The sequence below is a fragment of the Nitratireductor indicus C115 genome (assembly GCF_000300515.1).
In the GTDB taxonomy this organism is placed as follows: Bacteria; Pseudomonadota; Alphaproteobacteria; order Rhizobiales; family Rhizobiaceae; genus Nitratireductor; species Nitratireductor indicus.
In genome coordinates, this window is sequence record NZ_AMSI01000002.1 from 197,942 (window position 1) to 219,361 (window position 21,420).

Sequence of the window (21,420 nt, forward strand, 5' to 3'; positions counted from 1 at the left end):
CGAGGCGATAGCAACCGCCGGCACTGGCCCGTTCCTAGTGCTCTGATCCCGAACTTTGGAGCTCTGAAGGCTGGAGTTTCCCGGCTTTCTTCACGGTGACGGGGTGGCTTCGCCACCGGGATTTTGTAATGCGATCGGGACGTTGTATCCGATCGCCGAGTGAGGCCGAACCTCGTTGTAGTATCTACGCCAATCCTCCAACTTTTCGCGGGCATCCGCAAGACTCAGGAACCAGTGTGCGTTCAAACACTCGGCCCGCAGCTTGCTGTTGAAGACTTCGATGAAGCCGTTGTCCGTAGGCTTGCCCGGCCGTGAGAAGTCGAGGTGACGTCGTTCGCATAGGCCCACAGATCGAGGTCCCGGGAGATGAACTCGCTGCCATTATCGACCTTGATCGTCTTGGGATAGCCGATACGGCCACATACTCGCTCGAGCGTCTGGACGACATTCTCGCCGCGATAGGAGAAGCGCGGATCGACCGCTGGGCAATAGCGGGAATGCGTGTCGACAATGGTCAGGACACGGAGCTTCTTGCTGGTCGCGAGCTGGTCATGGACAAAATCCATGGCCCACACATCGTTCGGTCCGATGACCTCCTGGCGATCCTCCCTGAGCTTGGCCTTGACCCGTCGCTTGGGGTACTTGTTCCTGAGCTGTAGTCCCAACTCACTGTAAATCCTACGGGTCTTCTTCATGTTGATCGTCCATCCCTCACGACGCAACAGCACGTGGACACGCCGGTAGCCGTAGCGAACCTGCGTCTCGCAAATCTCCTTGATCCTTCGTTCGAGCGAGGCCTGACCGGTGCGACAGGACTTGTAGTGGTAGGTGGAAGGTATCGAACTTCAATGCCTTGCAGGCCCGTCTGATCGATATCCCCCAGTCCACCAGCATCCCGTCGACCAGCTTGCGCTTCCGGGCAGGCCTCAGAGCTTTCGGCGAATGACGTCCTGCAGCATCTCGCGATCAACCGTCAGGTCAGCGACGGTCTTCTTCAGCCGACGCATCTCATCTGGCAACAGTCCAGCATACTTCCTCTTCCAGTTGAAATAGGTCGCCTGGCTGATCCCGGCCTTGCGGCAGATCTCTGCCACGGACACGCCGTCATCGCCCTGCTTCAGAATGAACGCCTTCTGCGCGTCCGAAAACTTCGATGCCTTATCGCTCTCCGTTCCATTCCAGCCAGAGAAACCTAAGCGGAAAAATCTAACCAAAAGCGATCCAGTTTGCGCGGATCAGAGCACACGAGAAAGACAGCGGATCGAAACCAAGGTTGAGAAAGCTTTTCTCTGAACCTGCGCTTCAGCCGTTCCGCCTGACGCAAGGATCATCAGCGCGACCGGAAATGGTATCATCATGCGGGGCTGTCTCATTTTCCATCAGGCGCTCCTCACTGCATTGATTGCATTTCGAGTGTCTACCCCAATAGGCATGTTGTGAATCCCATCGCATATCAGGCGGTGGTTAAGACCCTTATCGGGCAGAGTGCTGGTACTGAATGTGGAAGAACAGATGTCCCGCGCAGGCGAAACAGTACAATGGCAGTCCCACACCGTCAGTTATCGGCATGTATTATTACCGTTAGCAGCCGGCACAAACCTGCCGGCTGCTTTTCTCCGGACGCGATCACTTGTAGCCCGGCGTCTTGCCTGCTCTCGCTGGGCTTCCGGTCTCGGACCTGGTCTCGATGTCGAGCCTGTAGCGGCCACCAATGCTCAGCCACTCTTCCGAGATCGCCTTGCTTACGGTCCTCAGCCTGCGCGCGGCGAGCCGGCTGCGGCCATCGGCGCCGTAATAGCTCAGCCGCAGGACCGATGGCTCCTGGTCGAGCACCGCGATGAGCTGGTTCAGGCCGGAAAGCCATTCCGGCCGAAGTTCAACCATGCCGCGTTCGAACGCGTCGTCCGTCAGGTCCAGCCGCACCACACGCCCGATCGAGGCGCCGAACGAGAACTCCGACACCTTGCCCGCCGTCAGGCGAACAACCCGCGGGTTCTCCGTCGTGATGCGATACCCCGAAGGCAGCGACCGTGGATCGAGCTTGAGGATGTAGTTCGTGCCGATCCGCTGGTCGGGAAGCTCAGCACAGGCCACATGGAAGCGCCCATGCTGGTCCGAGGTCACCAGCAGGCCTTTCACAGCCGCCACCCGCACGCCTGCCAGGCCAGGCTCGCCCGCATCCTGATAGCCATTGCGGTTCCTGTCGTCGAACACCTTGCCAAGAATGTCGCCACAGTCGAACACCGCCTCGATCACGACCTCGACCATAGCGGTGGCAACAGACGAGAGCACGGTTCCCGCATCGTTCTCCAGCCAGGCCCGGTTGATATATTCGCCAGGCTTGGCACTGGCCGTTACCGTCAGAACGAGCCCGATCTCGACAGCCTCCTCGGGCTGAAGCGACACGTTCTCGAACGCAAGCCGCCGACCGTCGATCCTTGCCGTCACCGGCGCTCCGCGCAGCGTCGCGCTGCCGGGAACAAAGCTGAAGCCCTGTGGAATCTGGTCGAGCACCGTGACCTTCGTCTCTTCCGGAATACCCAGCGAGCGGACCCGGATCACATAGGGTACCCGCCCGCCACGCCGCACCTCCGACAGCGGCGTCATCTTGGAGATGACGAAGCCCGGCAGGTTCAGCACCGCCGACGCCTCGGACGAGCCCGCCGCGCCCTTCGGTCCCTGACCTTGCGCGCGCGCCGTGTTCTTCACCGCATCCTCGATATTCCTGGCATTGGCGATGTCCGCATCGCTCAAGACATAGGTCGCAGTGAAGGTCTGGCGCTCCCCAGGGGCAAGGCTCGCCTCAGCCGGCATATAGGCCGAGAGACGGCCCGTCGCCGCTTTCCCGCCGAAGTTCGGCCCGTCATCCTCGGGCACCACGCCGCTCAGCGAGACATTGCCTTCGTTCACGATCTCGAAGGTATAGAGGATCGTGTCCCCCGCCTCCAGAACCTCGTTGGGGGACCACTGGAACGCCCCGGACTTCTCGATCCCCAGAAGCGCCTTCTGCTCGAGTGGCGTCCGCGTCGGGTCATCAGGCTTTCCGTCGCCGTCACTGTCCTCATTGCTCGTATCGCTCGGATCGTCCGACAGGACGGAGACTTCCTCGCCGCCGGACCCTTTGCCCACCGCCCTCGCCGTCCCGGCGATCCCCCCCGCATCGATGTCGGCCTGGGTCAGGACATAGCTTGCCGTGAACGTACCTGTATCCTCGCCCCCCGGCGCAAGCGAAGCGAGCGGGCCGCCCGAGACCGTGACCGTGCGCGCGCCTGAGGCGCCGCCATCCTCCAGCACCGAGAGCGAGGCGATCGAAACATCGCTCAGCGTGGCATTGCCCACATTCCTGACGATGAAACGGTAGCTGACGCTCTCGCCGGCATCCGCAATGCCATTGCCGTTGCCGTCCACGAGAACCGCCGTCAGTTCCAGAACGATATCCGCCTTGCGTTCGAATTCGACAATGGTCGGCCCCGTGCCCTCGGGAGGCCGCGAGGGCCATTCCAGATCCTCGCCGCCGGGCCCCTTTGCCTTCAGGAGCGCCGTGTTCTCGACCTTGCCCGCATCCACATCCGCCTGCGTGATGCTGTAGACCGCGGTGAAAGTGGTGCTGTCGCTGTTGCCCGGTTCGAGGCTGGCAAGCGGCCCGCCCGAAACCGTGACCTTGGCATCGCTGACCGTGAGGTCCGTCAGCGTCACATTGCCCGTGTTCCGTGCCGTAAAGCTGTAGCTGATCGTTTCTCCGGCATCGGCCAGGCCATTGCCGTTCGCGTCGTTCAGCATGGCGCTCTTGATGAACTCCGCCTCCGGCTTGCGTTCGATGGTCACCGACACATCGCCGGAGGAGGCGCTGAGCGACGTTCCATCCGGCCCGCTCCCCGACACGCTCGCCTCGTTCAGCACCACGCCGGCATCGATATCCGCCTGGGTCAAGGGATAGGAGGCGCTGAAGGTCGAACTGTCGCTGGCGCCCGGCGCGAGCGTGGCAAGCGGCCCGCCCGAAACCGAAACGAGCGGATCGCTGACCGTGAGGTTCGACAAGGTCACATTGCCCGTGTTCGTCACCACGCATTCTCAACGGTGAACGCGTAGTCGATATGATCGCCTATATCGGCAACGCCATTGCCATTCGTATCCCTGTAGGTGGCAGTCTTGGTCAGCGAGACTTTCTCGCTGGCCGGAAGCATGATCGTGGTCTCGCCTTCGTCGTGAATGTCGTTGCCCGCAGGCGAGCGCGCAAGCGCTGTTGCCGTGTTCTCGAGTCGGCCCGCATCGATATCCGCCTGGGTCAGCGGATAGGAGGCGCTGAAGGTCGAACTGTCGCTATCGTTTGGCGCAAGCGTGGCAAGCGGCCCGCCCGAAACCGGCGCAAACGGGTCGCTGACCGTGATGTTCGACAGCGTCACATTGCCCGTGTTCGTCACCACGAACGAATAAGAGATCGTCTCGCCCGCATCCGCAACGCCATTGCCATTCGCGTCGACAAGGTCCCCCGACTTCTGGAGGCTGATCTTCTCAATGCCGTTGCCGGTCACCATCGTCGTCGCATCATCGCTGACATCGACGCCGGTCGGCCCCTTCCCGTTCACCTGCGCGGTGTTCTCCACCTTGCCCGCATTCACATCCTCCTGGGTCAGCGGATAGGTCGCCGTCAGGCTGCTGGTGTCGGTAGCGCCGGGGGCAAGGCTGGCGATCTGCCCCGTGACGACCGTGGCGGTCGGATCCGTCAGCACGATATTGCTGATCGCCACGTTACCCATATTGGTCAGCGTGAAGGTATATTCGATGGTCTCCCCAGGATCGAACGCATCGTTGCCGTTCGCGTCGATGTGGACGCCATTCTTCTCGAGATGAAGCCGATGCACCGCTTCAATCGTCAGCGTGTCATTCGCGCCGTCCGAAACGATTACCCCCCCAGGACTCGTCCCCGACACCGAAGCGGTGTTCTGAACCTCTCCCGCATCGATATCGGCCTGCGTCAACACACGGCTGCCCGAGATTGTCGTCGCATCGCTGGCATCCGGCGCAAGGCTCGCTATCGGATTGCCCACAAGGGTGGCGCCGGGATCCGTCACCGTGATGTTCGACAGCGCCACATTGCCCGTGTTCGTGATGGTAAACGTATAGTTTATCGTGTCCCCGGCATCCGTGATGCCATTGCTGTTCGTATCCGCCACAACACCACGCTTCGACAGCGAAATCTTGGGATCGCGCGGAATGGTAACAACGGTCGGTGCATCCTGGGCACCTGCACTTGCACGGGAATAGGCGCTCACCTCTCCAACGGTGGGCGAGGTTCCCACGCCGACAGCCTGATTGCTGATGCCGCCTGCATCCACATCGGCTTGGGTCAGATTATATGTGGCCGTGAATGTCGCCGTTTCGTCCGGCACCAACGTGCCCTGGGGTGAAGCACCGCTATTGGAAACGAATGTCGGCCCCGATGTGAGCGAGAGGGCTGTCCCATCCGAACGCTCAAGAAAATCTTCGCTGATCGAGACGTCGGTCAGCGTTTCTGTGCCGCTATTCTGCACCGTCATGGTGAAGGTGGCGGTGTCTCCGGCTTTATTCCCGCCCAGGGAAGCCGTTTTGACCACCTGAATCAAAGACACGCCCAGCGCAAAATTCGACAGACAAGCAGAACCGGATTCCCACCAGGCTTTTACCGTAAGATCATGAGCCGACGCTGTCGCCGTAAATGTAAAAACCTTGTGGTTCCAACTGTCACTTGTAATGCGTATATTCTCTTCCGGTCGACTGTCAATATTCATAGTCAATCCAGCACACGCTCTAGAAAAATAGGAGCCTGCCCCACCTCTCGAAATCGAGTAGAAAGGGATATTATAGGTTCTTCCGGGTGTGAGACCTGTAATCGTCGTCTTGATAGCTTCATAATCTGTGGGAGAGGCTCCATACATGCTTGTAAATGTGGGATCGCCTGTTGGAAGGGGAGGTAACGGACCATCCACAAATGGGTAGGAACCCCATCCCCACCTTTCCAGGGTAGAGCAATCCGGGGTATTCTTCACGATTTGCCAGCCTGGCGGAGTAACATTTGGGCCGAACGTACACGGTGAGGTTGGCGCTACATATTGCGCTCGAACCTCTTGTGTCTGCCCAAACAAAATCATCAAGAAGACAAGAAAAGAAGCCAGCGCCACGGCGAAGACGCGCGCAACTTCCGAAGTCGCCACGCGCTCGAAGGACATGAATTTTTGCCTGGAAGGTTTGCCCCTCCGCGACTGACCAGAGACTCGGGGGGGAAACGCAAATTGCGCCCAACAAGCAGCTCTGCAGGCCGTTAAATATGCGGACGAAGTGCCTTTCCAGGTCTCGAGCGAACAGAAGCTCGCGCAATAGGTGTCAGCCTTAAAAAAGGATGCAAAAAATCTCATTGGATCCTCATAACAAAATAAAATAAAAAATACTCTTTATATTAATATTAAATTACACTATAGTAAAATAATGATAATCTTAGAATGTATTTTAATTATTTAAAAATAAGAAAAATTTCACCCTCAAAAATTCTAAAGGATGAGCTCGTTCGAACCCTGACCAAAAATGCATCGTCTGAAGTGGATGCTGGACCAAGCCTAGGCATTATTGGGGTTATTCTCGAATTAGCATCGCGTCAGGAATGATCTCACCTGATAGCGAGATCATTCCTGACGCGCTCTTGGTCGCCAACAGTCCTGGCAGGGTGATCGCCGACCGCGCCGCAGGGCAGACCGCCAGCAGCCCCTTTCAAGCCCGTGCCGCCAGCGGCCATGGTGTCGGATAGACCGTGTTCAACATTCCGGGCATTTCCGATCTCCTGCACGCTCAGGCCGCAATCCGCCACGGACCGGTCAAACTGACGATGGCACCTCTACCCGGGCCACCTCTTGAGCAAGTGAAGGTAGAGAGGCAACCCAGGCAGCCCTTTTCGTACCCTCAAGGTATTTTCCACTCAAATCCTGATGCTCCGCAGCCGCAGCGCATTCCCGATCACCGACACTGAAGACAGACTCATGGCCGCAGCCGCGATCATCGGCGACAGGAGAACACCGAAAACCGGATAGAGAATACCCGCCGCTATGGGAACGCCGAGCGAGTTGTAGACGAAGGCCAGAAACAGGTTCTGCTTGATGTTGGAAAGCGTGGCGTGCGCCAGTCTGCGCGCCCGCACAATCCCGCCGAGATCGCCTTTCACGAGCGTAATGCCGGCGCTTTGCATGGCCACATCAGCCCCCGTCCCCATCGCTATTCCGACATCGGCGGCAGCAAGTGCAGGCGCGTCATTCACACCATCGCCGGCCATGGCAACCTTGGCGCCCTTCGCGCGCAACTCCTCCACGAGCGCCTTCTTGTCTTCAGGCAGAACATCAGCTCTCACCGCATCGATACCAAGCTTGCGGGCAACGGCCTCAGCGGTGCGGCGGTTATCGCCCGTTGCCATGATGATCTTCAAGCCGTTCTCGTGCAGGGCGCGGATGGCCGAGGCGGCATTTTCCTTGACCGGATCCGCGACTGCCATAATGCCCGACAAAACACCGTCGAACACCACGAACATAGCCGTCTTGCCCTCACTCTGGAGAGCTTCGGCCTCGCTTGCGAAACCGGAAGTATCAATACCGGCATCCTTCATCATGGCCGCATTGCCAAGTTTCACCCTTGTGCCCGAAACCGTGCCCGAGACCCCCTTGCCCGTCACCGCGTCAAAATCCGAGACATCGGCGAGCGTCAGTCCCTCGGCCTCCGCCCCCTCGACAATCGCTTCTGCAAGGGGGTGCTCCGAGCCGCGTTCAAGGCTTGCCGCAAGCGTCAGCAGCCGTTCGCGCGTCACCTCCTCGCCGACAACCACATCGGAAAGGCGCGGACGGCCTTCCGTAAGCGTGCCGGTCTTGTCCACGATCAGCGTGTCGACACCGGCAAAGCGCTCCAGCGCCTCGGCATCGCGGATAAGCACACCCGCCTGCGCACCGCGGCCGGTCGCCGTCATGATCGACATGGGCGTGGCAAGGCCGAGCGCACACGGACAGGCAATGATCAGCACGGAAACTGCCGAAACGATTGCATAGACCATGCTCGGTTGTGGGCCGAAGATGGACCAGACCACGAACGCTATGATCGCAACCAGCACCACCGCGGGCACGAACCAGCCCGACACGCGATCAGCCATGCCCTGGATCGGCGCTCGGGAGCGCTGCGCGCTCGCCACCATCTCCACGATCCGCGAAAGCATGGTCTCGCTTCCCACGCGCTCCGCCAGCATCACGAGCGTCCCGTTGCGATTGAGCGTGCCGCCGGTCACCGGATCGCCATTCCCCTTTTCGACCGGAACCGGTTCGCCGGTAATCATCGATTCATCGACGGATGAGCGCCCTTCCTCGACCGTCCCGTCGACGGGAACGGATTCGCCCGGACGAATCCGCAACCGGTCTCCGACCCGCACTTCGTCCAGCGAAACGTCCTTCTCCGAGCCATCGGAGGCAATACGCCGGGCCGTTTTCGGCGATAGATCAAGCAGCGCCCGAATGGCTGAACCCGTACGTTCGCGCGCCTTGAGCTCGAGAACCTGCCCCAGGAAAACGAGCGCGACGATCACCGCAGCCGCTTCGAAATAAACGGGCACCGTACCCGCATGGGTATGGAAGGAGGCAGGAAAAGCCGCTGGGAAAAGCGTCGCTGCGACGGAATAGAGATATGCCGCCCCGACACCGATGGCGATCAGCGTCCACATATTGGGGCTGCGGTTGACGATGGATTGCCAGCCGCGTTTGAAAAAAGGCCAGGCCGCCCACAACACCACCGGACTTGCCAAAAGGAACTCGATCCAGACGGCCAGTTTCTCGCCAATCCAGTCACGCACAGGCAGTCCCACCATGGGCGACATCGCGATGATGAAGACCGGCACGGCAAGCAGGGTGCTGACCCAGAACCGGCGTGTGAAATCGACAAGCTCGGGATTTGGCCCTTCCTCTCCCGTGGGAACCCCCATAGGCTCGAGCGCCATGCCGCATTTCGGACAATCGCCAGGCTCGTCCCGAACGATTTCCGGATGCATCGGACACGTATATTTGGTGCCCTTCGGCACCGGTGCAGGCTTCGGCCTGTCATCCAGATAGGCTTGCGGGTTGGAAGAGAACTTGTCGGCGCAACCCGAAGAGCAGAAATAAAATCGCTCGCCCTCATGCTTGTGCATGTGGCGCGCCGTCGCGCGCTCCACCATCATTCCGCAGACCGGATCCTTCGCCGTCAGGTAATTTTCTGGATGGGCCAGAAACTTGTCGCGGCATGAGGCGCTGCAAAAATGATATCGCCTGCCTTCATGATCCACTGTCGGTTTGTCGGCGTTCGGATCGACAGTCATGCCGCAAACCGGATCTCGCACGATTTTCTCTCCCTGAGCCTGTCCATGAGAGGAATCATGATGGTGCTGATTATGGTTTTCCATGTCTTTCGGTCCTCGCAGGCCGTTCCGGAACTCAAATCTATCGGCGACGCCAACGATATAGGCCTTCCAGTAGCTGGAAGGTCAAGGCGCGTTCTCCCCAGAATGTCTGCAGCTTTCATGGCCGGGAGGCATCGCAATCCGGTTTCAAGGAGGGAACAGGCTTGACTTTCCGGGGGTTCCCTTTATGTGTCCGCCAGACTTTTCGCGCAGGCTTAAGGATTCCTTCGCTCGCGCAGCCACCAAAATCATCAGGAACGGACGACAGACATGGCCAAGGCCACGACCATCAAGATCAAGCTCCAGTCGACGGCCGATACCGGTTTCTTCTACGTCGCGAAGAAGAACAGCCGTACGATGACCGAAAAGATGACCAAGCGCAAATACGACCCGGTTGCGAAGAAGCACGTCGAGTTTCGGGAAACCAAGATCAAGTAGGATCTTTCCCCCCGCGCTTACCGAAACGCCGCCTCAGAGCGGCGTTTTTTGTTGCCTGCAGCATGGATGGGAATTGAGGGATCGGAAATTTGGGGGTCGGTCGGCAATCTGGCAGCGGTACGAGGAGGCCACTATTCACCAGCGCCGACCGACCGACCCCACGGACCCAGGAGATGCGGCGGACCTGAGCATCATGGGGTATCTCGAATTTCAGACGAGGTGAAAGCGGGTTTGCCAAGAAACCCGCACATGCCCTACCCCGTCCCCACAGTGAGACTCGCGCAAGCGCTGACGAAAATCAACACTTACTTAACCATTTGGACGACCCGCCTAGTATTAAGGTAAATATGGAACAGGCTTGCTTGCACTCAAGCCAGCTTCTTGTGATGGCCTCATCACATTTCATTGAACTGTTCTGCTTCGACGAAGCAATGAGCCGGCTGTTGGCGGCTACACCATCAAGCGGCCTGGGCAACCACTCGGTTGCGGCCACCCATCTTGGCTTCGTAAAGTGCAAGATCGGCACGCTTCATCAGATCGCCGGCGCTTTCCTGTCCCGCTTTGAGCTCGGCAACACCGACGCTGGCCGTGACAGGGATCGCATCGATGCCGCCATTGACCACAAACGGCTCTGCCGCAATATGGGCCCGCACGCGCTCGGCGACATGTTCAGCCACTGCAAGGTCGGTATCCGGCATGACAATCACGAATTCCTCGCCACCATAACGGCAGATAAGATCGTTTCCGCGAATGTTGCGGCGAAGCCGGTCGGCGAATTCGCGCAGCACATCGTCTCCGCCGTCGTGACCCCAGCAATCATTGATCTGCTTGAAGGCATCAATATCCATCATCATGATCGACAAGGGCTTGCCCCGCGTCGCCGCCCGATCAAACAGGGTTTGCAGATGGCTTTCGAGGAAGCGCCGATTGTGCAGCCCTGTCAGAGGGTCCGTAACCGCGAGTTCGATGCTTTCGGTCACACTGGCGCGCAGCAGGTCATTATAGCGTTTGCGGCGCAATTGGGTGCGCAGGCGCACGATAAGCTCCTGCGGATCGACCTCGCGCACCACATAATCGTTCACCGCCATTTCGAGCGCGCGTGAAACCCGCTCCTCGTCGTCCGCGTCGGCAATCAGGACGATCGGAACGAGGCGCGTGCGGTCGAGCGCACGCAGTTGCGAGCATAGCCGCAATGGATCGTAATTCGAAAACGCCGTCGACACGATGATGCATTCGTAACCGCCCTCCGCTGCACGGAAGAAGCCGGCCTGCGGGTCATCCTCGACTTCGATTTCAAAGCTGCCCGCCAGCATGTTGCGGATGCGAGCCGAAGACTGGCTGTCTTCATCGATAAGCAGAATGCGCTGCATTTCCAGCCGCTCGCTCGCGCGACGACCGAGAAAATGTTCAAAACCGGAGTTGTCCGAGGCTGCTGTCCGCAGCCGCAATTCATCGCTGAGCGTTTTCAGGCGCACCAGGCTGCGCACGCGGCTAATAAGCTGCAGTTCGTTCACAGGCTTGCTCAGGAAATCGTCCGCGCCGGCCTCAAGTCCCATAATACGGTCGGACGTCTTGTCGAGCGCGGTGACAAGAACCACGGGAATGTGTTGCGTCTTCGGATCGGCCTTGAGCCGGCGGCACACCTCGAAACCATCAAGGTCGGGCATCATCACGTCGAGAACGACCACATCGATATTGCCCCGGGCGCAGATCGCCAGGGCTTCCTCGCCGCCCATGGCCGTGGCCACTTCGAAATATTCCGCCAGAAGCCGTGCTTCGAGAAGTTTGACGTTCGACGGTACGTCGTCAACGACGAGAATGCGCGCAGTCATGGCCTTGCCCCTTCTGGCCGTCGAGACGCCGTCCGCTCATCAGGCGTCTCCGAGATAGGATTTGATCGTCTCGATGAAATTCGGCACCGAGATGGGCTTCGAGATATAGGCTTCGCATCCCCCTTGCCGGATGCGTTCCTCGTCGCCCTTCATTGCAAAGGCCGTCACGGCGATGACTGGAATCGTGTGAAGATCGTCATCCTGTTTCAGCCATTTCGTCACCTCGAGGCCCGAGACCTCCGGCAACTGGATATCCATCAGAATCAGGTCGGGTCGATGTTCGCGGGCAAGATCGAGCGCGTGAAGCCCGTCACGGGTGCGAACGGTTTCATAGCCGCTGGCTTCGATGAGATCGCGGAAGAGCTTCATATTGAGCTCATTGTCCTCGACAATCATGACCTTCTTCGACATTAAACCCGTCCCACTGTCCCTCGCGACCGAACAAAATCACCGCTGATCTGTCCAGGCACACCCCGAAAGCACAGATTCTGACGCGATACTCGCGCAATCTGATTTATGAATCGGTAATTATCGTCTTTGAATTGAAGGGTTCAAGCGCAGTTTCTGTTGAGGATGCAGCCTCTCCCCCGTTTGAAGCCCTCTCCCACACCATTCGCCCCGGAGAATAGCCATGCAAAAAGCCGAAGCCGAACAGATCGCCATCAACGCACTGGCCTTCATTGCGGGCGAACCGGAGCTTTTGCCACGCTTTCTGAGCCTGACCGGCATCGAAGCATCGCAAATCCGCCAGGCTGCCGCCGAACCGGGTTTCCTGGCAGGCGTTCTCGGCTTCATCCTGGCTCATGAGCCGACACTGTTGCGCTTTTCGCAAGCAAGCGGCATATCGCCTGCAACCATTGCAGCGGCACCCTTGGCTCTTCCGGGCGGTACCGCTGCCTATGACATACAGCCGTGAATTCCCGGCAGTAGAACCGATGAGGCATCGATGAGCGACGATCCGGAAACCGCAAGGCAGATTGCAGAACTCGCAGCAAGCGATCTTCCGCTTCTGGTTCTGGATGTGGACGACGTCATTCTGGAATTCATCCGGCCGTTTCCGCGTTACCTGCAGTCGCGCGGCTACGAATTACGGTTCGATTCCTTCGCGCTCAACGGCAATGTGTTCGACCGGGCAACAGGTGAGCGTGCGCCAAAGGAAGTCGTGCACCAACTCGTGGACGACTTCTTTGTCGTCCAGGACGAATGGCAGGAACCGGCCGAAGATGCGGCTGAAACCATTGCGAATATCGCCAGGGCCGCCGAGGTCGTGCTTCTTACGGCCATGCCTCACCGCCATTGGGCGACACGGCGCAAACTGCTTGATCGTTTCGAACTCGATTATCCGCTTCTGACGACCGAGCGGGCCAAAGGTCCCGCGATCAAGGCCTTGCGCGGCAACCACCCGCGCCCCGTCGCCTTCATCGATGACATGCCCTACAATCTCGTTTCGGCGAGAGAGACCGTGCACGATGCCCATCTCTTCCACCTGATGGCGGACACCTCGATGCGCGCGCTCATGCCGCCCTTGCCCGATGGCATCACAATGCTCGACCAGTGGCGCGACGCAGAGCCCGAAATCAGTCGAGCGTTAGGTCTTTGAAGAGCAAATCAGGCCGCATCCAGCGAGGATGCCAAATCCACTTCGGCAAAGGCGGCGAGAAGCACTTCCGGCCCTGCATCCTTTCGCGTTGCATCGCTGGATAGAATTTGGCGATAACGCCGCGCTCCGGCAAAACCGTGGAAAAGACCGACCATATGCCGCGTGACATGCGAAAGCCTTCCGCCTTCGGCTATGTGGCGGCCCGCATAATCAGCCATGGTCCCGATCAGCCCGTCATAATCGATGGAGCGAGGCTCGCCCCCTTCCATAAGTGCATCGACGTCCCCAAGCAGAGCGGGCGTCTGGTACGCTGCTCGTCCCAGCATGACGCCATCCACCTGCTCCATATGATCGCGCGCCTCTGAAATCGTGCTGATGCCGCCATTGATACCGATAAAGCGATCAGGATTTTTCTGCTTGAGACGATAAACCCGGTCATAGTCGAGTGGCGGAATATCGCGATTTTCCTTCGGGCTCAGCCCCTGCAGCCATGCCTTTCGCGCATGAACCCACAAGGCGTCGGCCCCCGCCTTCCAGACGGCCTCGGCGAGCCCGTCGAGCGCCTCCTCCGGATCTTGGTCGTCCACGCCGATGCGGCATTTGACCGTCACCGGCAGATCAACACCTGTCTTCATGGCGGCAACCAGCGCGCCGACATGTTCCGGCATCTTCATAAGGCACGCCCCGAACGTGCCCGACTGAACGCGGTCGGAAGGGCAGCCCACATTCAGGTTGATTTCGTCATAACCATAATCGGCGCCGATAGCGGCTGCCTGTGCAAGCTTTGCCGGATCGGAGCCACCAAGCTGCAACACAACGGGATGTTCGCATTCATCGAACCCCAGAAGCCGTTGCCGGTCGCCATGGATTGCGGCATCGGCAACGATCATTTCCGTGTAAAGAACCGCCCGCTTCGACAATTGCCGATGGAAAAAACGGCAATGGCGATCCGTCCAGTCGATCATGGGAGCGACTGCGAAGGTCTTGCCTTTCGTATCTGGGCGCTTACGCATTCATGAATGCCGATGTTCCGATAGGCTGCAAAGGCCGGGTTTTGCCATCACCGGCAGGCGCTTGCAACATGCTTGCCGGCCAACCTTGCCTCAGCCCGCCGCCGTAAGCCGCTCAAGAGCGGCCTTCATCGCCGCCGGCCCGGCCGCGATTTCCTCTTCGGTCGGGGAGAACCCGGCCGCAAGCATGCGGCGCGCAAGCATATGCTCACCCGGCCTGTTGACCGTCTCTACGGCCACGAGGCGTGCGCCGGAAAACAGGAATACCGCAAACGCGCCGCCGGCCTCGTCGCCTGTCACAACCTCACGATCGACATCGAAGGCAAGCCCGGCCATCTGCAGCTTGCGATCCCCCTGATCCGACCAGAACCACGCCACGGCGTCGAATTCCGCGTGGTGTCCCGTCATGGCCTTGGCGGCGATGCGCGCCTGGTCCGTGGCGTTTTGAACGGATTCCAGCCGGAGACGGCGACCGGACGCCTTGTGAGGGAACGAAACGCAATCACCGATGGCATAGATATCGGCCGCGCTTGTCCGACACGATGCATCGACGTGAATCCCGTTGTCACAGGTGAGCCCCGCTGCCTCGGCAAGCGCAGTGTCAGGCAAGGCACCGATGCCGACAAGCACGGCATCGCTTGCAATTTGTTCGCCCGTTTCCGTGACCACGGCGTTCACTCGACCGCCTGTTCCCACGATTTCTCCAATGCCGGTTCCCGTGAGCACCCTTATGCCGAGCCCTTCATGATAGGAGCGCATGAAACCCGCCACACGCGGCGAAACCGCACGCCCGAGCAAACGATCCGCAGCCTCCACGACTGTTACCGTCTTGCCCGCCAGCGCCATTGTGGCCGCCACTTCGAGGCCGATGAAACCACCTCCGATCACCGTTACCGCCTGCGCTTCGGCGGTTCCCTCCCTCAGCCGGCGGGCATCGGCACAGTCGCGCAGGCTGAACACGCCCTGCAAGTCGCTTCCAGGCACGTTCAGAACGCGCGGACGCGCACCGGTCGCAATCAACAATCTTGTCCAGGAAAGTTCGGCTCCACCGTCCAGCATGATCTTGCGATTCTGAACATCGACACCGCTGGCACTGATACCAAGGCGCAGTTCAATGTCCTGGTTTGCGTAAAATGCTTCCGCCTTCAATATTTGCGGCTCGGCATCGGGCGCCTTGAGAAAGGCCTTCGACAATGGCGGTTTGTGATAGGGCAATTCAGGATCGGCCGAAATCAGTGTCAGCCTCCCCGTAAAACCCTCCTCACGAAGGCTCGCAGCCGCCTGAACACCGCCGTGACCGGCACCAATGATGATGATGTGTTCTTCCGCCATGTCGCTCCGCCTGTGCAATCCGCAACGGAGATAGACGCAGCCCGCCTGCCCTACAAGCCCTGGTTGGTCCGAACGGCATCAGCTTTCCCGAATGCAATTATGCAAGGATTATAAAAAAGCCCTCCGGTGGGGCTAAACCGGAGGGCAATATGTGCGAAACCGCTAGAGCGCCATCCACCCATGGCACTAGATGCGATGTGCGCTGGCCCGCACAAAAACCGTTTCAGCCATCTGACCGGTTCCTTACCGGCTGGAATGAAACAAGATAAGTACGACTTTCGTCAAATCCCAGGAATTCTTCAACCGAATTCTTCAACCGAATTCTTTGATCATCATTGTTCCCATGGCCGCGAACGGCCATGGGGCGGTTTCAGAGAGACACCGGCTCAGAACAGAGCAGCCGTCTTCTGCATCGTGATCCAGATACCCCACAGGATAGGAATCCCGACGACGGCCCACGCTGCAAGCGCCTTCCCGTCGAAGCCGCCTTTGCCGATGCCGAAGGAGCCGGTGGGAACGGAAGCATCGGTCGCACTTTTGGCCTGCAGCTTGGCGACTTCCTCATCCGACATATACCATTTCTCGGGCAGCGGCTTGACGAGCATGTTGCAGATCAACCCGAGCAGAAGCATGCCTGCCAGAATATACATGGTGAAGTCGTAGACCTGTTCGCGCGGAATACCGGCGTTGAGCTGGGCCTCGCGGATATAGTTCACCACCACAGGACCGATAATCCCTGCCGTCGCCCAGGCCGTCAGCAGCCGGCCATGAATAGCGCCCACGAACTGGGTTCCGAAAATATCCGCAAGATAGGCTGGGATGGTGGCAAATCCGCCGCCATACATGGACAAAATGATGCAGAACATCAGCACGAACAGAAGCTGGCTGCCCATATGCGCTGCCGACGGCGCCAATGCATAGAGCACGATGCCGATCAGGAAGAACGCGTAATAGGTGTTCTTGCGGCCGATCTTGTCTGAAAGCGAGGCCCAGAAGAACCGGCCGCCGATATTGAAAAGCGACAACAGTCCGGCAAAACCTGCCGCAATGGCCGCGATTGCCGTTTTCTGCGAGGCGTCCAGTTGTCCGAAACTCAGTTCCGGCATGCCGATAAGGCGGCCGCCGAAAATCTCCTGAAGCATCGGCGAGGCCATGCCGATGACGCCGATGCCGGCCGAGACATTGAGGGTAAGCACCGCCCAGATCAACCAGAACTGCTTGGTCTTGTGTGCGTCGCGCAGATGAACGTGGCGCGCCGTGATCATCGACTTCGTGTTCTGGGCCGGTGGTGCCCAGCCATCCGGGCGCCAGCCTGCCGGCGGAATGCGATAGCCGAAAGCGCCGCCCATCATGAAGACGAAATATATGACCGCCATGACGAGGAAAGTCTGCCACACACCGACCGAATCGGCGGTCTTGAAGCTGTTCATCAGCATGTCCGCCAGCGGAGCGCCGATCATCGCACCGCCGCCAAAGCCCATGATGGCCATGCCCGTCGCCATGCCGCGTCGGTCGGGAAACCATTTGATGAGCGTCGATACGGGCGAGATATAGCCAAGACCGAGCCCGATGCCGCCAATCACGCCAGCGCCGAGCCACATCAGCCAGAGCTGATGGATCATCACGCCGAGCGCTGCAATCGCGATGCCGCCGCACCAGCAGATCGCCGCCACAACCCCCGCCTTGCGCGGTCCCGCACGCTCCAGCCAGCCGCCCCAGATTGCGGCAGCCGAGCCGAGGAGCACGAAAAACAGCGTGTAAATCCAGCCGAGATCGGAAACGCGCCAGTCGCAACTCGTCGTGAACAGGGCCGAAACGAGCGTCATATCCTGGCAGACCACCCGCTCGCTGACACCGACCGCCTGCGACAATGGCAGCCAGAAAACGCTGAACCCATAGGCCATGCCGATGCACAGATGGATGGCAAGGGCCGCCGGCGGAACGAGCCAGCGATTGAACCCGGGACGTGCAATAATGCGCTCCCGGTCGAGAATTCCTCCGGCCGGTACGCCGGATAAAGCTTCACTTGCTGCGGACATGAATTTCCTCCTCCTTCCGCCACACCCCCGTGGCGGCCGTCCAGCTGGTTAAGTGATCAGGGGCAGCGGGCTTTCAGCGGCTTCCTCCAGCCGCGTCCGACGCCTTCAGGCGTGCCGTCAACCCGCAAGAATGATGGTCCTCCTCTTGCATTGCGCATTGTTCCAAGCAATGCGCATGCCAAGATCGCGGACCAACGATTTCAATTGCTTATCGGATGAGAGCAAGCGGCTATGGACATTTTGTCCGAAGGCAGAGGACAAAATGTCCCCGCGAACCTGTCTCAGCTTGCTTCCGGCAACCAGACGGAAAACACCGTGCCCTTTCCTGGTTCGCTGACGGCGGAAATCTTGCCGCCTTGCCGGCTGATCAGTGTCTGGCTGATGGAGAGGCCGAGGCCTGTTCCTTCCCGCCGCTTCGTGGTGAAGAAGGGATCGAACACCTTGGCAAGAAGGTCTGGGCTCATCCCCACGCCGGTATCGGCCACTTCGAGCAGAAGCCCTGCCCGCTCATCCCGGTCGCTGTCGCTCGTCTTGAGCGTGAGCGTTCCCCCGTCGGGCATGGCATGAACCGCATTGACGATGAGGTTCACCAGCACCTGCTGCAGTTCCGTCCGGTTCATGAGCACCAGCCGCTCCGCCCGGTCGTCGCGCTCGACGGCAATGCCCGTCTTGTTGAGAAGATGCTGCACCAGCGGAAGCGTGTCCGAAATGACCTGCGCGGGTGCGTGCCGTTCGACGAACCCCGCATATTCCTCAGGCTTGGCAAATTGCAGAAGCTTGGTGACGATCTGGCTGATGCGGTGGATCTGCTCGTCCAGTAATCGGAACTCGGTCTTCGCATCATCGGCGCGTTCGCCCATTACCTGCCGGACAACTTCCAGATTGCCTTGCATGACGGCTATGGGATTGTTGATTTCATGCGCCACGCCGGCGGTAATTTCACCAATTGCCGCCAGTTTTTCCGACATGATCAATTGCTTGGTCGTCGCTTCGAGTTGCCGATTGGCAAGCTTCAGCTCCCGCGTCCGCTCTTCGACGCGCGTGTTGAGATCTTCGTTCCAGGCACGCAATTGGCGGTCGCGCTCCTGCAGGAGCTCCAGGAGATGGTCGAGATGTTGCGCGACACGGCCGATCTCGTCATCCACTCCCAGAATTCCCGTCCGCGCGCCAAGGTCCCCCCCTTCCACCTGGGAGATCGTGCCTGCCATGCGTTCGAGCGGCTGAAAGATGGAGCGTGCCCAGCGCAGGAAAATCGGAACACTGAGCGCGGTTATGGCGAGGAAAGCTGCCGCGATGGTCAAAAGCGTCGTGTATTTGGCCTGCGTGAACGGAGCTTCAAGGAAACCCACGTAAAGCATCCCCACCCGCTGCCCCGTACTGTCGCTGATCGGCTCATAGGCTGAGATGTACCAGTCGTTGACGACAAAGGCACTGTCGAGCCAGACGCGACCTTCACCCAGTACAGCAGACCGCACCGCCGCCGAAACCCGTGTTCCAAGCGCACGCCGTCCTTCGAAGAGGCGCACATTGGTGCTGATGCGCACATCCTCCAGAAAAAGGGTTGCCGTCCCCTGGCTGCCTTCGGGCAGACTCGCCTCCCGGTAGACCAGATCGTTGATCGTATCGATGAACACGAGGTTCCGGTTCAGGAGAATACCCCCAACCAGTGCCGCCGAACGCCCATCCGCAAGCTGAACGGGGCTTGCCGAATGCACCACCATGCCACGCGTTTCCGTGTTCCTGTCGGTTGGAACCGCATTCGTGGTGGGCACAAGCTCGAGCTCGGCACGGCCTGCGATATCGGGAGAGATCGCTTCAAGATCCGTACCCGAAAAGATGTCGACCCCGGTGGACGCCTCGCCCTCCAGGGCGTGAACGACGATGGGCCAATCCTGCCTCGGATTGCCCGCAGGTGCCGGAGCGGCAGCCTGCAGGGTCCCCTCCGCCGTCACCAGATAGAGAAAATCGAGTTCCAGCCGCGCCCTGTTTTCCTCCAGAACGGCAGACAGGACCTGCGGCTGGCCAACCACGTCCCTGAAACGCGCCGACTGGCCGAGCGCCACCAGTTGTTCGCCCGTGTTCTCCAGAATCCTGGCAAAATACTGATGCGCAATCGTGAGGTCGCCATTGACCTTCGAAGTCAGTGCGGCATCGAACTTGGCGTTCCAGCGATAGACCGCCATCCCCAGAAGCAACGGCAGAATGACAAGCGTGGGCAACAGCGCGATTGCCAGAAGGCGGAACCGGACAGAACGGCCCTGTCCCCGGCCCGATGCATGAACAGGCCCATCAGACATTCCAGGCCGCGCATTTGCGGTCGATGGTTTTTCGAGAGATGCCGAGTTGCAGCGCAGCCGCATCCTTGTCGCCGCCCACCCCTCTCAGAACACTCAGAATATGATGCCGCTCCACGTCGGCCAGGCTGAGACCGTTCGCCACGTCAACTGCCCCGACACGGCCACCGAAATCATCGGGGAAACGGCCAAGGATCAACGAGCGCTCCACCAGATTGCGCAATTCGCGCACATTGCCCGGCCAGTCGTAGCGGGCAAATGCCTTATGCACCCCGCCCTCCATTGGCACTTCTGGCATGCCCAGCTGCTGGGAGAGCTTATGCATGAACAGTTCGGCGAGCTCCCGAACGTCGTCTCCCCGGTCCTTCAACGGCGGCAGATGGATTTGCATGACATTGATGCGGAAGAAGAGGTCGGCACGGAAACGTCCCGCCTCCACAAGCTTTTCCAGTTCGGCATTGGTCGCGAATATGAAACGCAGGTCGACAGGAATCTCGCGCTCCGAACCAACGGGACGTATGCGCCGGTCTTCGAGCACCCTTAAAAGCTTGCTTTGCGTGGCAAGCGGCAATTCCCCGATTTCATCGAGAAAGAGTGTTCCGTTCTGCGCATGCAGAAACAGCCCCTCCCGGCCGGATTCCGCGCCGGTAAACGCCCCCTTCAGATGCCCGAAAAGTTCCGTTTCGATCATGTCGGGCGGAATGGCCGCGCAATTGACAGGCACGAAGGGTTTGTCCGCACGATCCGAAAGCGAATGGAGCGAACGCGCGGCCACCTCCTTGCCGGTTCCCGACTGCCCGGTCAGAAGGACAGACGTGGGCAGCGGCGCCACCCGCGCAATCGCCTCACGGACATCGCTGATCGCTTTCGAATGGCCGATCAGCTTGTCCCGTAAGAGCACGTGGTCAGAGGTGGATTTCAGTTCATAACGCAGAACGTAATTTTCGCGCTGCAACCGCATCTGGTCGAGACAACGCGCAACGGCGTTGAGAAGTTGGTTCGAGCGGAACGGTTTGAGGATGAAATCGATAGCGCCCGCCCGTAACGCCTGGATCGCCGTTTCAAGATCAGCATAGGCGGTCATGAGGATGGCGTTGGAGAAAAAACCGATGGCACGCTGTTCGGCAAGCCAATCGACGCCATTCTTGCCGGGCATGATATTGTCCAGGATCACGACATCATAGTGATGGCGATCCAGCTTGCGCGAAGCCTCTTCCGTATCTGCGGCCTCGTCGAGCTGCTTGCAGCGCGGGCCAAGCGTGCGCACGAGGAAATTGCGCATGCCCGGCTCGTCGTCGATCACAAGAATCGATGCCTGCGCCAGCCACGGGCCGAACTCCGGGTCGGCCGTCACATCGCGTGGCCGTCTTGCTGCCTGTCCGGTAGCCATTTCTTCCCGCATCCTCCCATGCCTTGCCGCATGATTAGCCAAGGATGCGGCGAAA

Annotated in this window: 13 protein-coding genes and 1 pseudogene; 3 read left to right on the plus strand and 11 right to left on the minus strand. The window is 59.5% G+C overall.

Features of this window, described 5'->3' with window-relative positions; genetic code table 11:
- Positions 1-90: 90 nt before the first annotated feature.
- From NA8A_RS03545 to NA8A_RS03565, 4 genes and pseudogenes are all read right to left on the minus strand, one after another.
- Positions 91-1,214, minus strand: a pseudogene (locus NA8A_RS03545) (IS3 family transposase).
- Between the two features lie 412 nt (positions 1,215-1,626).
- Positions 1,627-4,065, minus strand: a complete 2,439-nt coding sequence (locus NA8A_RS03555; protein ID WP_040671695.1) for a DUF7507 domain-containing protein — start codon at positions 4,063-4,065, stop codon at positions 1,627-1,629.
- The gene (locus NA8A_RS24575) at positions 4,059-5,609 is read right to left on the minus strand and encodes a DUF7507 domain-containing protein (RefSeq protein ID WP_192813821.1); all 1,551 of its coding nucleotides are present in this window, start codon (positions 5,607-5,609) and stop codon (positions 4,059-4,061) included. The genes NA8A_RS03555 and NA8A_RS24575 overlap by 7 nt, the downstream gene beginning before the upstream one ends.
- A 1,337-nt stretch (positions 5,610-6,946) precedes the next feature.
- The gene (locus NA8A_RS03565) at positions 6,947-9,433 is read right to left on the minus strand and encodes a heavy metal translocating P-type ATPase (protein ID WP_009755984.1); all 2,487 of its coding nucleotides are present in this window, start codon (positions 9,431-9,433) and stop codon (positions 6,947-6,949) included.
- A 267-nt stretch (positions 9,434-9,700) separates the two neighbouring features.
- Here NA8A_RS03565 and rpmG point away from each other — a divergent pair, with 267 nt between their 5' ends.
- Positions 9,701-9,868: a 50S ribosomal protein L33 gene (rpmG, locus tag NA8A_RS03570; protein WP_009755985.1), complete on the plus strand. Its 168-nt coding sequence runs from the start codon at positions 9,701-9,703 to the stop codon at positions 9,866-9,868.
- Positions 9,869-10,326: 458 nt separating this feature from the next.
- Here the strand turns inward: rpmG and NA8A_RS03575 are convergent, their stop codons facing one another.
- Both NA8A_RS03575 and NA8A_RS03580 read right to left on the minus strand, forming a co-directional pair.
- The gene (locus NA8A_RS03575; RefSeq protein WP_009755986.1) at positions 10,327-11,700 is read right to left on the minus strand and encodes a PleD family two-component system response regulator; all 1,374 of its coding nucleotides are present in this window, start codon (positions 11,698-11,700) and stop codon (positions 10,327-10,329) included.
- Between the two features lie 39 nt (positions 11,701-11,739).
- Positions 11,740-12,111 carry a response regulator gene (locus NA8A_RS03580; RefSeq protein WP_009755987.1) on the minus strand — a complete coding sequence of 124 codons (372 nt, stop codon included), beginning with the start codon at positions 12,109-12,111 and terminating at the stop codon, positions 11,740-11,742.
- Positions 12,112-12,331: 220 nt separating this feature from the next.
- Here NA8A_RS03580 and NA8A_RS03585 point away from each other — a divergent pair, with 220 nt between their 5' ends.
- Together NA8A_RS03585 and NA8A_RS03590 are read left to right on the plus strand one after the other, a co-directional pair.
- Complete coding sequence (locus NA8A_RS03585; RefSeq protein ID WP_009755988.1) at positions 12,332-12,616, plus strand: DUF3572 domain-containing protein; 285 nt, start codon at positions 12,332-12,334, stop codon at positions 12,614-12,616.
- A 30-nt stretch (positions 12,617-12,646) separates the two neighbouring features.
- Complete coding sequence (locus NA8A_RS03590) at positions 12,647-13,300, plus strand: hypothetical protein (RefSeq protein ID WP_009755989.1); 654 nt, start codon at positions 12,647-12,649, stop codon at positions 13,298-13,300.
- Positions 13,301-13,308: 8 nt separating this feature from the next.
- Here the strand turns inward: NA8A_RS03590 and dusA are convergent, their stop codons facing one another.
- From dusA to NA8A_RS03615, 5 genes are all read right to left on the minus strand, one after another.
- Positions 13,309-14,313: a tRNA dihydrouridine(20/20a) synthase DusA gene (gene dusA, locus NA8A_RS03595; protein ID WP_009755990.1), complete on the minus strand. Its 1,005-nt coding sequence runs from the start codon at positions 14,311-14,313 to the stop codon at positions 13,309-13,311.
- Between the two features lie 90 nt (positions 14,314-14,403).
- The gene (locus NA8A_RS03600) at positions 14,404-15,642 is read right to left on the minus strand and encodes an NAD(P)/FAD-dependent oxidoreductase (RefSeq protein ID WP_009755991.1); all 1,239 of its coding nucleotides are present in this window, start codon (positions 15,640-15,642) and stop codon (positions 14,404-14,406) included.
- A gap of 386 nt (positions 15,643-16,028) precedes the next feature.
- On the minus strand, positions 16,029-17,681 hold the full coding sequence (locus NA8A_RS03605; RefSeq protein WP_009755992.1) for an OFA family MFS transporter: 1,653 nt from the start codon (positions 17,679-17,681) through the stop codon (positions 16,029-16,031).
- Between the two features lie 281 nt (positions 17,682-17,962).
- Positions 17,963-19,978 (minus strand): sensor histidine kinase, encoded by a 2,016-nt coding sequence (locus tag NA8A_RS03610; RefSeq protein WP_009755993.1) that lies wholly within the window; start codon positions 19,976-19,978, stop codon positions 17,963-17,965.
- The gene (locus tag NA8A_RS03615) at positions 19,971-21,365 is read right to left on the minus strand and encodes a sigma-54-dependent transcriptional regulator (RefSeq protein WP_009755994.1); all 1,395 of its coding nucleotides are present in this window, start codon (positions 21,363-21,365) and stop codon (positions 19,971-19,973) included. The genes NA8A_RS03610 and NA8A_RS03615 overlap by 8 nt, the downstream gene beginning before the upstream one ends.
- Positions 21,366-21,420: the final 55 nt, after the last annotated feature.